Source organism: Bacillus sp. AFS018417 (assembly GCF_002560985.1).
GTDB classification, from domain to species: domain Bacteria; phylum Bacillota; class Bacilli; order Bacillales; family Bacillaceae_G; genus Bacillus_A; species Bacillus_A rhizoplanae.
Genome location: NZ_NTTM01000006.1, coordinates 161,047 through 174,795, shown reverse-complemented (window position 1 = coordinate 174,795; position 13,749 = coordinate 161,047). Strand labels below are relative to the sequence as shown.

Here is a 13,749-nt window from a genome sequence, read left to right as displayed (position 1 = left end):
TCACATCCTCCCAAGAGACATTCCATTTTCTATAGTATATTCAAAAAATCGGAAAACGTTTTCAAGCTTGTGTCTTCTGTAAAGATATTTCATGGATTGCCTCATACTTCGGTACCTGGTCTACATGAGTTTCATATAAGGTTACTGTTTCGACTTCAAATGTACGCCGCGGTACTACTGAAAGCTGCTTCTCATCAAATTTTTCTTCACCTTTCCATTTACGAGCTATCGTAATGTGAGGGTGATACGGGCGTGTTTCTAATTGAAAACCATTCTGTTCACATATTGTATATACTTGTTTTTGTAAGTCAAACAAAGCCCTTTCTTCTTCCACTCCCACCCAAAAAACACGCGGCTGTTCTTTTCTTCCAAATGTATGACATCCTTGCAATGTAAGTGAAAAACGTGAAATTTTAGCTAGCTGCTGCAAGTCTTGTTTCAGTTTTTCAAGCTGCGTTTCCTCAGCACTTCCTAAAAACGACAGTGTAATATGATAGTCCTCTTTATGCACCCAAGAACGAAACAGGGCGGCTTCTTCTATCGTTTCTTTCCACTCTGCCAACGCGTTCTTTATCTCATTTGGTAATTTCACTGCAATAAAATAATGTCTCGCCATCTTCTCTATCTCCTTTTCCCGGCATTAAACTGTCTAACAAAATACATCCAAGCAGGATTTTTCACTATTATTAGTGTGAAACGTCTTCTTATTCTCCATACATACAAAAGAAGCCGCTCTCCTTGTAGAGAGCGGTTCATGTATTGCTGCTACTATTTTGCTAATTCATAAATAGCATGCGCATAGATAGCTGTCGCTTTTAATAAATCCTCAATTTCAATATACTCATCTTTTTGATGCGCTAATTCTTCTTTTCCTGGGAATAGAGGACCAAACGCAACACCAGCTTCCAATGAACGTGCATATGTACCGCCGCCGATTGCTAATAACTCTGCTTTTTCGCCTGTTTGCTCTTCGTATACACGCTGAAGTGTACGAATTAACACATGATTTTTATCTACGTGATGCGGACGAGAGTCTGACACAATTGTTATAGCAAAGTCCTGTGCACCCACATAATTCGTTAATGTTTGCAGCGTTCCTTCTAAGTTTGTTGTAACTGGATAACGAATATTTAATCCCAGTTTACCGCCCTCTTCTTTCGTATAAGAAAGAAGACCAACGTTTACTGTTAATGGTCCGGTAATCTCATCTGCATAAGCAATGCCAGCTTTTTTCCCAAGCGTATCATTTGTGAATGTTTCTGCCGCTAGGCTAGCAAATGCTGCGCCTTGCTCATCTAAAGAGATTGTCGTTAAGAAGTTCACAAGTGTTAATCCTGCATTTTCTCCTTGTTCAGGCGTAGAGCCGTGTGCAGAAATGCCTTTTACTTGCAATTTAACTGTATTTCCTTCCACAATTGCTTTTCCGTTTTTCTTTGCTTCTTCTACATATTGTTCATACTGACTTGCAAGTTCTGCTGCTTTTTCGCTCGTTACAACAGCTTCTGCAAAATCAGGAACCATATTTAAACGACGTCCAGATGAAAATGATACTAATACATTCTCTCCTGCTGCGTGTTCTTTTTTATTTTGAACAACATATAAATCGCAAATCCCTTTTTCAGCATTAATAATCGGGAAATCTGCATCCGGTGCAAATCCCATCGTTGGCATTTCTTCATGTTTGAAGTAATGATCCACGCATTTCCAATTACTTTCTTCATCTGTTCCTAAAATCATTCGAACACGTTTAGAAAGCGGCAATCCTAATTCTTTTACAATTTTCATTGCATAGTAAGCTGCCATTGTTGGCCCTTTATCATCAATTGCACCGCGTGCAAAAATTTTACCATCGCGAATATCCGCACTATATGCAGGAGTTGTCCAGCCGTCTCCTTCTGGTACAACATCAACATGACATAAAATACCAAGAAGTTCTTCTCCTTGTCCCATCTCTAAATGACCTGCGTATCCTTCTAAATTTTTAGAAAGAAATCCGTCAGCTTCTCCCTTATCTAGCATGAAAGATAATGCCTTTGCTACACCCTCTCCAAATGGTGCGCCTTCTTTTGCCGTCTCTTCTTCCCATACACTTTTAATTTGTAAAAATTGCTGTACATCGTGAATAAGAGTATCTTTTCGTTTCTCTACTTCTTGCATCCAATTTATGTTTGTCATACCTTCACCTTCTTCTCTATTCTCTCTTTCATCATAGCAAACGATTTCTTATTATGCTAGCAAGGAAAGGATTAATACCGAACAATTTAAATATTTCAGATAATTAAAATTGGTTTTTTCTTATTTTTCTCAAAATTTTTTGCAGGAATTTGACGTTTTCCGTAGAAATTTAGTAAGATAGTTGATAAAGAGAAACAAAATGTCAACAACTTTCTTTCTACAAACTCTATTACATGTTAAAATTTTGTAAAATTTGAGCAAGTTAGAGCATGATTTTTTTCATATGGAGTACAATGGAAGTAAAGACCTTCTTTCCTGAATGGGTCAAAAAACTTGTAGAGGAGTGGTTTTTTGATAAAACCTACAACTACTCGTATGCTAACACGCATTAAATCTATCTATATGTACATTAATGAGAAAGGCACCGTAACGACGCAAGACCTTGTAGATGAGTTCGGGATCACACCGCGAACGATACAGCGCGATCTGAATGTGTTGCAATTTAATGAACTCGTGTATAGCCCTTGCCGCGGCAAGTGGACAACAACAGGAAAGAAAGTGAGAATGACCTCGTGACAAATTTAACTTGATTTACAATATATCCCCTTTCTATACAGAGAAAGGGGATTCTTTTTCGTTTTCGGAATCGGTCTCAGGGTAATATATTAATTATCTAAACCCTCTGTTTGAGAATGATATGACTTCAGCATTTCTACTTCTTCATCTGTTAACTCACGATATTGCCCAAGTTCTAATTCCTCATCTAATACTAAAGGCCCCATCTCTGTACGTTTTAAATACACAACCTTTTTTCCAACTGCTTCAAACATGCGCTTTACTTGATGAAACTTACCTTCTGTAATGACAAGTTCAATTTCAGACACATCATCGCTTTGTAAAATCGTAAGCTCTCCTGGCTTCGTTTCATATCCGTCATCTAAAATAACACCTTTTTTGAACGCAGCAATATCCTCTTCTGTAACTTTCCCAGCTACTCTCGCAAAATATTTTTTCGGCACGTGCTTTTTCGGAGAAAGTAATTGATGCGCTAGCTTTCCGTCATTCGTTAATAAAAGAAAACCTTCTGTATCAATATCAAGTCTTCCTACTGGAAATGGATCAAAAATAGCATCTTCTAGTTCTAATAAGTCAACAACCGTTTCATGATTATCATCTTCTGTTGCAGAAATGACGCCTTGAGGTTTATGCATCATTAAATACACAAATTCTTTATACTCCACTACTTCTCCGTGAATCATAACCTCTTGTTCTTCCACATTCACATGATATTTTGCATCTTTCACCGGTACGCCATCTATTTTTACGATGCCGTCTTTTAATAGCTTCTTCACTTCTTTGCGGCTACCATAGCCCATATTTGCTAATAATTTATCTAATCTCATCGTTTCACACCTTCTTTTTATACTCAGAAAAAGAGAGGCGTACGATTACGCCCCTTTAGTTTTCACTTTAATTTTCAATCTACTACCAAGTTTACGCTGAATCTTCTCTAAAAATTCACCGCCAAGTACTCGTTCGATTACGCCTGTACGAAGTGCCAAATAGCCGTATACAGCCGCTCCTCCCATTGCGCAAATGCCTACTGTAACCAATGCTGCAAAACGGCTTGTCTCATATGGAAGCATAAAGGAAAGGATCCATAATAATAGCTTTACAACAATCACCATCGCTGCTGTTAACATTGCAATTTGGAACGTTCGTTTATATACAAGTTCAAATGAGAAATGGGCATGTTTTCGAATTTGTTTATTTGTATACCAAATGGATGCGAAGAACCCTACACCTGTTGCTACGACCGCACCAATTGTTCCAAAATAACGAATGAATAGCACGTTACATAAGAATTTTAAAATAATCCCCATTCCAAGTGCAATGATTGCATACTTTTGTTGATTTATCCCTTGTAAAATGGCTGCTGTTACTGTAAATAGTGCAAATAATAATGCGACTGGTGCATACCACATTAATACTTTTCCGCCAAGTGGATCAGCTTCGTAAAATGCTGTATAAATTGGATAAGCTAAAGCTGAAATTCCAATTACAGCTGGCAATGTTAAAAACATATTCACTTGAAACGTTTGTGTAATTTGCTGGTTTAAATAACGGAACTGCCCTTCTGTAAACGACTTTGTAATCGCTGGTACAAGCGTTAAACTGAACGCCGTTGCAAGCGATACTGGAATCATAATTAACTTATGTGTCCACATCGTAAAAATACCAAGAGCACGCTCTGCAATATCGCCTTGTCCAATTGCTTGCATAATCGAGTTAAATGTTAGCGCGTCAATTTGCTGATAAAGCGGAATCGTTAATCCAACTACAACATAAGGAATCGCATAAGCAAACAGCTCTTTAAATAGGTCAAATGTACGAACTGTTGATTCTGGTACGGTTTGATTGATGATGTATTGATTTAAATGATGCTTTCTCTTCATCCAATACCAAATGAGCACAGCTAGCGCTCCAACTGCGGAAACAAACGCTGCAAATGTCGCCACACCAACTGCTGTTGCGACAGAGCCCTTCAATACTTTTATTACGATAAAACTACCTGCAAGTAAAAATACGATACGAATAATTTGTTCAATAATTTGCGAAACTGTTGTAGGTCCCATTGATTGGTGACCTTGGAAGTAGCCGCGAATTAAACTCGCTGCTGGTACAACAATAAGCGCAAAGCTGACCAGGCGAATAATCATTGTTACATCTTCTAAGCTGCTATGTAAACTCTGTTTCCCTAGCATTGCCTCAGCAAATAATGGTGCTGACATATACAATACTAAAAAGGAAAGAATTCCACTCACGATCATCATGATCATACCTGAGCGAAACATTCTTCGGCTCGTTTTATAATCTCCAAGCGCATTATACTTCGAAACAAACTTTGAAACTGCAAGCGGCACTCCTGCCGTTGCGATACTTAAAAAGATTGTATATGGAATATATCCATATGTATACAGCGTCCCGCCTTCTGTGCCAACTAACGCATGAAACGGAAAGACATAAATCATACCGAGGAACTTTACTAAAAATGTCCCAAGCGTCACAATAAGCGTTCCGCGTAAAAATTTTGAATCGGACATAAAAATCCTCCTCCATTATTCAAAACGCTGAACTCAACTTTTGTATTGTACCACAATTTCTCATGTAAACAGTACCTTCCCTCATTTTTCTTTTCTACAAAAACGTGATATTCTTGAATGCAGCAAAATAAGAAAATGAGGTCGATTTATATGCATTATGATGTAATTGTCATCGGAGGAGGCCCTTCTGGATTAATGGCAGCAATCGGAGCTGCGGAAGAAGGTGCACGTGTCTTACTTCTTGATAAAGGCGATAAATTAGGAAGAAAGCTTGCGATTTCTGGCGGCGGACGCTGCAACGTGACAAACCGTCTCCCGCTTGATGAAATTGTAAAACATATTCCTGGAAATGGTCGTTTCTTATATAGCGCCTTTTCTATTTTTAATAATGAAGATATTATTCAGTTTTTCGAAAATCTTGGTGTGAAATTAAAAGAGGAAGATCACGGCCGCATGTTCCCAGTATCCAATAAAGCACAGTCAGTAGTCGATGCTTTGTTAACACGCTTAAAGGAACTGCGCGTTACGATTCGTACCAATCTTCCTGTTAAAACAGTAGAGTATGAAAATGGACAAACAAAAGCGGTTATTCTGCAAAACGGAGAAGTTCTTGAAACAAATCATGTTGTAATCGCTGTTGGCGGTAAATCTGTACCGCATACCGGCTCAACTGGTGATGGCTATGCTTGGGCTGAAAAAGCAGGACATACAATTACAGAACTATTCCCAACTGAAGTACCGATCCTTTCTAACGAACCATTTATTCGTGACCGTACATTACAAGGCTTAGCACTTCGCGATGTAGAACTAAGCGTATTAAATCCAAAAGGAAAAGCTGTTATCTCTCATAAAATGGACATGCTCTTTACTCACTTCGGTGTGTCTGGGCCAGCTGCCCTACGCTGCAGTCAGTTTGTTGTGAAAACGATGAAAAAGTTCAAAACAAACATAGTAACAATGAGCATTGATGCATTGCCAGATGAACATAGTGAACAACTCTTCCAGCGCATGATGAAGCAAATAAAAGAAGAGCCGAAAAAGGGATTAAAAAATGTACTGAAAGGTTATGTACCTGAACGTTATTTCTTATTCCTATTAGAAAAAAATGAAATTGACGGCAGTCAGCAATGTGGACAAATTTCTCATGAAAAAATCCGGGCTCTTGCTGCAGACTTCAAAGGATTTTCCTTTACCGTAAATGGAACGCAGTCTCTTGAAAAAGCATTTGTAACAGGCGGCGGTGTGTCTGTCAAAGAAATTAATCCGAAAGAAATGTCATCAAAACTCATGAACGGCTTATATTTCTGCGGCGAAGTTCTTGATATTCACGGCTATACAGGCGGATATAATATTACTTCTGCACTTGTTACAGGCCGAATTGCTGGAATGACTGCGGGGCAAAATGCTACCATGTAATAGTAAAAAATGTCGGATAGTATAAAATCACCGATATATCAGTATAAAGAAACAAAGGGGAAAACAGATGAGAAAAAAAGTAATGATATCTTTAATGTTAATGACGTTTCTCTCCGCTGTTGAAGGAACGATTGTTAGCACAGCAGTGCCTCGCATTACAAGCGAACTGTCAGGCGTAGAACTTGTAAGCTGGGTATATGCGATTTATATGTTAGCAACCGCTGTATCAACTCCGATCTACGGAAAGCTAGCAGACTTATTTGGGCGTAAAAAAGTACTATTAATTGGTGCAACCATCTTTTTAATCGGCTCTACATTATGTGGCCTTGCAACGACAATGGAACAATTAATTCTTTTCCGTGCTCTGCAAGGGTTAGGTGCAGGAGCTGTCATGCCAATTACAATGACAATTATTGGCGACTTATACAGCGAGGCAAAAGATAGAGCAAAAGCACAAGGATGGATGAGTGCTGTTTGGGGTGTATCCGGTGTTATTGGACCGTTAGTTGGCGGTTTTTTAGTAGATTCACTATCTTGGCGTTATATCTTTTTCATAAACATTCCATTTGGAATCATTGCTTGTACGATGATCGCCATTTCTTATAAAGAATCCATCACGCCAGCAAAACATCATATCGATTATCCAGGTGCTGTTATTTTCTCACTTAGTACAATTGCTTTACTTTATGCACTATTAACAGGAAGTCAGCATCAAAATTGGGGAGATATCACAATTATTGGCCTGCTGCTATTTGCGATTGTCGCATTTATCATTTTCTTACTCGTAGAAAAAAAATCACCAGAACCACTAATTCCATTAGATCTTTTCTCAAATCGGGCTGTATCTATTGTTAACGCATTAACGTTAATTGCTGGTGGTATGATTATTAGTATTACGATGTACCTCCCAATTTGGACCCAAGGCGTATTAGGAAAAAATGCAACAGAAGCTGGTTTGATTCTTATGCCAATTCCAGTCCTTTGGACAGTTGGGGCCATGCTATCTGGTAACTTAGTTGGCCGGTTACAAACAAAACAAATTATTTTACTTGGCGGCAGCATTTTATCCGTTTCTACATTCCTGTTGTTCACATTGTCTACTCACTCGCATCCAGCTCTCATTTACATCGCAATGGGTATGTTCGGTTTAGGAATGGGACTTGTGACACCAATCTATATGGTCACAATTCAAGCTTCTGTCCCTGCAACTAAACGCGGAACAGCGGTCGGTTTAAATACATTTATTAATACATTCAGCCAAACGCTAGGATCAGCTGTATTTGGAACGATCTTCAATACAATGATTCATAGTGCAGGTGAGGGAAATGTAAACTTAGTAACTTCGGAACACGGAAGTACTGCTACAGGATCGCAAGAAGTCTTGGCTTCTAGTGTTCATATTATCTTTAGCGGCACGTTTATATTAGCTGTGATCAGTTTACTTATTGCATGGTTCTTCTTAAAACAAAACCAAGAGGGTGCAGCAGCCCCCCAGCAAAAGGCTGCAAATAAGTAAAAATTTATATTAGAAAGGCTAGCGAAACGCTAGCCTTTTTTGTTTATCCCCCATTAACGGGCAGTAAGACCCCCACTGATGGAAGTTTCACTTTATTTTCAGAACCTATTCCTGTCGTGTGTTGTCGAACGGTCTTTATATCGTGTCCAGTGGTCAATATATTGGAAAAAGCGCCGATAAATTTAAAAAACAACGAAAAAGGACGACTTCTCGTCATCCTTTTTCGTTGTTTTTATTTAAGACCGATATACAACCATCGCTGAAAAACAATAAATTTGACTCTCTTCATCATTATTTGAAACCGACACTTGGTATTTAATATCTACAATTTGCTCTTCATCCATCTTCTTTAAAAAGACATTGATAGCCTCTTCTAAATCCTTTTCATGACTTTCATCAAATATCTTCACTCGAATCACATTAACACCATCCTAAGTCACAACCTTCTACGGCTGAACTATTATCTCGGCGCGTATCAATGATGCGATAAAACTTACCATCTTCATACAAATAACCATCTTCTAATACATACTGCTTCTCTTCAGTATAGACATAAAATTTACCAATCATAAATTTATTAGAGTATAATTCCAAATAATCTGTCTTGAATTTCGCCACTACCTTGTCTGTTATATCAATTTTAATTGTGCGGCTCATCTCCCACCCCTCCTTTCGAAAAAGAACGGATTTGGTTTATTGTATTAAGGATTTTTTATTTTATGAATGAAATTTAAGGGGATATGCTAAGTAGAAAAGAAGAAGCTCGAGGTAAACCTAAAAACTATGAACAAAATAATCGTTCTCCGTTTTACTAACAATAAAATTTATAAATTTTATTGTTAGTAAAATCTCTGCTCCGTTAATGAGCTTGCATCTTTAATCGCGAGAGCGCAATCCCTCTGTATTCATGAGTACAATTCTCCATCCATCAGGATCTTCTATTGTAATTCCTTTTTCTTTCCAATAAGGATTTTCTGGCTCAACTTCATAATATCCCATTGTATTTAGTCTATGATGTATTTTTTCGATTTCACTTTTATCAGGAAAATAAAATACAAGTAAGTTATCTTTTGTTGGAGCAGGACATGGACTTCCATTTATATGCCTTGTAAATTCTAAATGATATTCTACACCAGGTAATCCAAACATTACCCCATCATAGTCTTCATGATTGTGAAACTCGCCTATGCGTTTTAACCCCAATCCTTCTTCGTAAAACTTAATTACTTCTTCAAGTTTGTCTGTTGGTCTTGCTATTCTAAACTGAACCCATTTTTTCATATGAATTCCTCCCTCTATGAATTCAAGAGCACTTACATCTCCTACTATAAAATAGCGATATGCTTCTTAAAATCCCCCATTAGAGTTAGAACGAGGTACGAAAATAGGAGTATAAAACAATCTTTAAGAAATCAGCCTTCTTTTCAAAACGATATACACACTTAACAGCAACATATATCCAAAACTAGTAATCATAATGATAACTGGTATAGGGTAAAATTTAGCTGCATATATAAAAAAATCGATTTGCAAAATGTCATTGGAATCTGAAACAGGCCCTTTGAAATAATTCGTAAACTTAGCGGAGTACTTCCAGTCAAATGAATCCTCGATTAAATTACTTCCTTCGTACCAACTGATAATAGCTGAAACGATGAAGAATATAAGAGCTGCCCCGAATTGAACCATGTATCTTATTTTCACAGAACTCTCCTCTTTCTATGTATCCCGCATTAACGGGCAGTAAGTCCCCCAGAAGCGAAGAAGATAGGTGGGGGTAAACTGCCCGTAAAAGCCCGATTGGTTCAACTAACCATCAGTGGGGATGAAGCCCTCCCACTGATGGAAGTTTCACTTTATTGAAACGATAAGTGTTGTGACAATGTAAATAACAGTACCTGTAGTTTTGTAAAAAAGTTAGATCAATCTTTACTTGTAATTCTACTAATTTCTTTAGCAATTGAAGCCTTTTTTCCCCTTCCTTTTTTGTAATTTGTTAATTGAATATGAAAGTAGTTAATATACTCAATTATAGCAAATGCATAAATGAATAATGTTAGGAAAAATACAGAAAATGACATCCGTTCCATCATAGTTATATCAATAAGAAATATGATAGGTGCTATACATATGAGTATAAGATTTATTTTTTTTAGTATGCTAAGTAACTTGTGGAAATTAGGAAGAAGAGGTCTTTTTGTTTTTAATCGTTTCCACTTTACAAACCAGTAAAAACTCCCTTGTAGTAAGACGAAATTTAATATAAAGAATACATATATTAGAGCATAACTACCGTTAGGGTTTAAAGAATAAAAAAAGTACAGAAAAATAAAGGTAATCACTGCGAAGAGTTCCCCTGTAAATAAATACACAAGTCTCTTTTTAAAACTCTTATTCATTCCGTAAATTCCCCCTATCCCATCGAACCTTGTTATAAATTCCCAACCCTTATTTTAACGTATTTTCAAAAGAAGTCCCCATAAAGAACCTGCTCATTGAATAAGGAATATAATACCATCACAAGGAAAAGAAGCTAACAATTTATTGTTAGCTTCTCAGCTTATGGAAAAAATAGTACCTTTCCCTATCTTCTACTATTTAGATTGTGATTTAACGCTTGTAAGATGAGCATCAAACATATCAATTATTTCAAGGAATCTATCAGCTTCACGGAAAACATGGTCTGCTAATAGCGGGTGAATGATACTCTTTATTTTACATTGCTCAATTAAATCACGTGCCGTTTTCTTAAAATCCCGAAGAGCTGTGACTGACACACGATTTTGATCCAGGAATTGATCTAAAAGAGGAACTGTTTGAGATTGTGGTTTCATAGATTCTAAGTCAATTGCTTGATACATCAATTGATCAAAATCATTGCTGAAATTCCGAGCCATATCTACAAGCTTTCTTTCCGATGGATCAAGAAGATGACCAATAAATTTAGCATGGTCTGCCATAATCCTTAAAAAGAAAACATTTTCTTTAATAATAGCATCAGGAAGAGCATCCAATTTACCTTCATTTAATTCAATTAAACGATTTCTAAAATAATTAGCTTCCCTACTTGTATGATCAACTAACAGTGGAAAATTATTTTGCCCTGGCAATTTACATGTGAGAATTAATCCTAGAATTTTTCGTTTAAATGCGAAAATATTAGTTGCAGCTTGTTGTACTTCTGAATTAAATCTTTTTATTTGCTCAGGATCTGTTTGATTTGTATAGGAATGTGCAATTTGTTCGATATGTTCAAACAATCGGTAAAATTGATTAGCCTCTTGGATTAGTTGAGCATCCTCACATCTAAACCCCAATCGCAGAAATAAAGAATGCTCTTTCATAATTCTAGACCAAAAACGAATTTCATTTAATGATCGTTCAACAAACATTACAGATGTAACACCCGTATCAGGATGTATCCTATTCATTTTCAATCCCTCCAGTAAATACTATGCTAGTTCTATTCTTATGAATGGATATATATATACCATCAATAAAAGGTCAGTCTGGCTATAAAAATAATCTTATTTTTTTCTATTCATCACAACATAAATAATAATTCTAATTTATTTACCAAACAGACGACTCCAAAGTGATTTCTTCTGTTCTGAAGCTGCTATTAGGCGCTTGCGTTTTAATTATTAAAAACAAACATAAGACAAAAAAACTACTATTTAACAGCAAGAGGGGTTTTCGTATTAACTTTATTTATCACCCGGGGCGGGCTGATCTACGCCCTTAACACGATGTTTATGCCCATCATCTTCCGTCGTATAAAAATCGTAATAATGAACATGCATCCCATTTCCAACTGGAATTGCTGGTCCTGAGTACGCCTTGTAATAGTGTGTATGTCCATCTTCGAACAAAACATATCCTTCTGTATAATGTATATGCCCACCCTCTTGTGTCTTAATGGGCGGGGATGTTACATCTAGACATTGATGTACATGCCCATCATTAACAGATGTATAATCCACTGACCCATGGTTATGATGTGGTACAAATCCAGAAACAAAATCATTTTTTCCTACCTTGTTCATTCTATTCATTATCCCCATTCCCCTTATGCATAAAGATGAATTCTATAAACTAATATGCTTATACTATCAAGATAATTCCTCTCTCCTTTATTTACGTAACCTTATGAGGTGAAACCTCAATCAGTGCAGTTTTTTCATCCCCTACTGATTGAAATTTCTCATCAAGCAATCTCTGAACAGCCATCCTTAAAAAGTAAAAAGGTGTCTCCAAAATCACCACTTAGGAGACACCCTCTTTTCCTATCGATGCTGTAACATCACCAGTAACTTTTCTTGACTATACATCCACACTGTAATAATTAAACAAGCAAGTGCTACTTCTGATAATGCCATAAATCCAATTGCATAGTGGCCTGTAAATTGGAATAATATCGTTAAGATTAATGGCGGGAAGAAACCGCCAAGTCCCCCAAGTGCCGATACAAGACCGTTTACGATACCAGCTTGTTTCGAGAAATACATTGGTACAAGTTTAAAGATCGTTCCATTTCCAATACCAGCGCAAAATGCAACTAATAAACAGCCAAATGTATATACGTGCATGCTTGGCATAAAGGATAAAATAATGCCTGATAATGTTAATCCAATAAACACAAAGATTAAAATTTTAAATGGATTAAATTTGTCACCAAGCCAACCCCCAATTGGACGCATGATTGTTGCTAGCACGATAAAACCAGCTGTGCGTAATCCAGCATCTACTTTAGCTAAGCCAAAGTGAGATACAAGAAAGTTCGGTAAATATACTGTAAATGCAACGAATGAACCAAACGTTAAGAAATAGAAAATACATAAGAACCAAAGTTTTTCATTTTTATATACACCTTTAATTTGTTCCATTAATGGTGTGTTCACCTTTTTCTCGTTACGATCCCCTAACAGGAAATTGAGCAGTGCAAATGCAGCAAGTAAAATTAAGTACATTTGTACAGTCGTTCTCCAGCCAAATGAAGTTGCAAGTACTGGTGCAAGAAACGATGTAACCGCTGTTCCTGCATTTCCTACTCCATAAATTCCGTTTACAAAACCATGCTTTTCTTTCGGATAATATTTTGGAAGAGCTGTTACCCCAACAGAGAATACCGCACCGCCAACTCCGGCAAATAAACCGCCAATAATTAAATCTAGCATCGATGTTGCTTTACTAATATAGAAAACAGGGAATAATAGAATAATAAAACTAATAAAGAATAATTTTCTTGCTCCGAAACGATTTGTCCAGTAACCAATTGGAATGCGAAGAATAGATCCTAAAATAACTGGTACTGCTGTGACAAGAGAAATCTGTCCTGCTGTTAACGCAATGTCTGCTTTAATAAATGGCATTAAAGAAGATAAAATAACCCATACCATAAAGCCCATTACAAGATTTGAAGTTTGTAATCCTAACTGAAAATTCGGATTTTTCATCAGTCTCTCCTCCAATTTTGTTCAATATTTCACAATTTCTATTGCTTCCCTCCTGCCTAATCACGATAGAGCGTGATTAGGC

14 protein-coding genes are annotated in these 13,749 nt (G+C 36.9%); 3 read left to right on the top strand and 11 right to left on the bottom strand.

What is annotated here, in order from left to right; translation table 11 throughout:
* Positions 1-61 precede the first annotated feature (61 nt).
* Together thpR and pepV are read right to left on the bottom strand one after the other, a co-directional pair.
* Complete coding sequence (thpR, locus tag CN326_RS04770) at positions 62-616, bottom strand: RNA 2',3'-cyclic phosphodiesterase (RefSeq protein WP_098306730.1); 555 nt, start codon at positions 614-616, stop codon at positions 62-64.
* A gap of 152 nt (positions 617-768) precedes the next feature.
* Positions 769-2,175 (bottom strand): dipeptidase PepV, encoded by a 1,407-nt coding sequence (gene pepV / locus CN326_RS04765; protein WP_098306728.1) that lies wholly within the window; start codon positions 2,173-2,175, stop codon positions 769-771.
* A gap of 354 nt (positions 2,176-2,529) precedes the next feature.
* Here pepV and CN326_RS04760 point away from each other — a divergent pair, with 354 nt between their 5' ends.
* Entirely contained in the window at positions 2,530-2,751 is a 222-nt protein-coding gene (locus CN326_RS04760; RefSeq protein WP_035436379.1) for a DeoR family transcriptional regulator, read from the top strand.
* Positions 2,752-2,840: 89 nt separating this feature from the next.
* Here CN326_RS04760 and CN326_RS04755 read toward each other — a convergent pair whose 3' ends face one another.
* A complete protein-coding gene (locus tag CN326_RS04755) occupies positions 2,841-3,578 on the bottom strand; it encodes a pseudouridine synthase (RefSeq protein ID WP_098306727.1) in 738 nt (245 codons plus the stop codon).
* Between the two features lie 45 nt (positions 3,579-3,623).
* On the bottom strand, positions 3,624-5,279 hold the full coding sequence (locus tag CN326_RS04750; protein ID WP_098306725.1) for a putative polysaccharide biosynthesis protein: 1,656 nt from the start codon (positions 5,277-5,279) through the stop codon (positions 3,624-3,626).
* 150 nt (positions 5,280-5,429) lie between these two features.
* On the opposite strand from CN326_RS04750, the gene CN326_RS04745 reads away from it, so the two are divergent.
* Together CN326_RS04745 and CN326_RS04740 are read left to right on the top strand one after the other, a co-directional pair.
* Entirely contained in the window at positions 5,430-6,695 is a 1,266-nt protein-coding gene (locus CN326_RS04745; RefSeq protein WP_098306723.1) for a BaiN/RdsA family NAD(P)/FAD-dependent oxidoreductase, read from the top strand.
* 67 nt (positions 6,696-6,762) lie between these two features.
* Positions 6,763-8,211, top strand: a complete 1,449-nt coding sequence (locus CN326_RS04740; RefSeq protein ID WP_098306721.1) for an MDR family MFS transporter — start codon at positions 6,763-6,765, stop codon at positions 8,209-8,211.
* 236 nt (positions 8,212-8,447) lie between these two features.
* On the opposite strand, the gene CN326_RS04735 is transcribed toward CN326_RS04740, so the two are convergent.
* From CN326_RS04735 to CN326_RS04700, 7 genes are all read right to left on the bottom strand, one after another.
* Positions 8,448-8,630 (bottom strand): sporulation protein Cse60, encoded by a 183-nt coding sequence (locus CN326_RS04735; RefSeq protein ID WP_020060291.1) that lies wholly within the window; start codon positions 8,628-8,630, stop codon positions 8,448-8,450.
* Position 8,631: 1 nt separating this feature from the next.
* Positions 8,632-8,868: a DUF2553 family protein gene (locus CN326_RS04730; protein WP_098306719.1), complete on the bottom strand. Its 237-nt coding sequence runs from the start codon at positions 8,866-8,868 to the stop codon at positions 8,632-8,634.
* Positions 8,869-9,087: 219 nt separating this feature from the next.
* A complete protein-coding gene (locus CN326_RS04725) occupies positions 9,088-9,492 on the bottom strand; it encodes a VOC family protein (RefSeq protein ID WP_098306717.1) in 405 nt (134 codons plus the stop codon).
* A 123-nt stretch (positions 9,493-9,615) separates the two neighbouring features.
* Complete coding sequence (locus CN326_RS04720) at positions 9,616-9,915, bottom strand: YjdJ family protein (RefSeq protein WP_255258094.1); 300 nt, start codon at positions 9,913-9,915, stop codon at positions 9,616-9,618.
* Positions 9,916-10,805: 890 nt separating this feature from the next.
* Complete coding sequence (locus tag CN326_RS04710) at positions 10,806-11,642, bottom strand: DUF2935 domain-containing protein (protein WP_098306713.1); 837 nt, start codon at positions 11,640-11,642, stop codon at positions 10,806-10,808.
* A 276-nt stretch (positions 11,643-11,918) separates the two neighbouring features.
* Positions 11,919-12,257, bottom strand: coding sequence for a YmaF family protein (locus tag CN326_RS04705; protein WP_098306822.1), 339 nt, complete (start codon positions 12,255-12,257; stop codon positions 11,919-11,921).
* 240 nt (positions 12,258-12,497) lie between these two features.
* The gene (locus CN326_RS04700) at positions 12,498-13,667 is read right to left on the bottom strand and encodes a nitrate/nitrite transporter (protein ID WP_098306711.1); all 1,170 of its coding nucleotides are present in this window, start codon (positions 13,665-13,667) and stop codon (positions 12,498-12,500) included.
* Between the last annotated feature and the right edge of the window lie 82 nt (positions 13,668-13,749).

Coding starts and splice junctions, on each gene's coding strand:
- CN326_RS04750 (WP_098306725.1), bottom strand. CDS start 5,279: ATGTCCGATTCAAAATTTTTACGCGGAACGCTTATTGTGACGCTTGGG.
- CN326_RS04725 (WP_098306717.1), bottom strand. CDS start 9,492: ATGAAAAAATGGGTTCAGTTTAGAATAGCAAGACCAACAGACAAACTT.
- thpR (WP_098306730.1), bottom strand. CDS start 616: ATGGCGAGACATTATTTTATTGCAGTGAAATTACCAAATGAGATAAAG.
- CN326_RS04740 (WP_098306721.1), top strand. CDS start 6,763: ATGAGAAAAAAAGTAATGATATCTTTAATGTTAATGACGTTTCTCTCC.
- CN326_RS04700 (WP_098306711.1), bottom strand. CDS start 13,667: ATGAAAAATCCGAATTTTCAGTTAGGATTACAAACTTCAAATCTTGTA.
- CN326_RS04705 (WP_098306822.1), bottom strand. CDS start 12,257: ATGAACAAGGTAGGAAAAAATGATTTTGTTTCTGGATTTGTACCACAT.
- CN326_RS04755 (WP_098306727.1), bottom strand. CDS start 3,578: ATGAGATTAGATAAATTATTAGCAAATATGGGCTATGGTAGCCGCAAA.
- CN326_RS04710 (WP_098306713.1), bottom strand. CDS start 11,642: ATGAATAGGATACATCCTGATACGGGTGTTACATCTGTAATGTTTGTT.
- CN326_RS04730 (WP_098306719.1), bottom strand. CDS start 8,868: ATGAGCCGCACAATTAAAATTGATATAACAGACAAGGTAGTGGCGAAA.
- CN326_RS04745 (WP_098306723.1), top strand. CDS start 5,430: ATGCATTATGATGTAATTGTCATCGGAGGAGGCCCTTCTGGATTAATG.
- pepV (WP_098306728.1), bottom strand. CDS start 2,175: ATGACAAACATAAATTGGATGCAAGAAGTAGAGAAACGAAAAGATACT.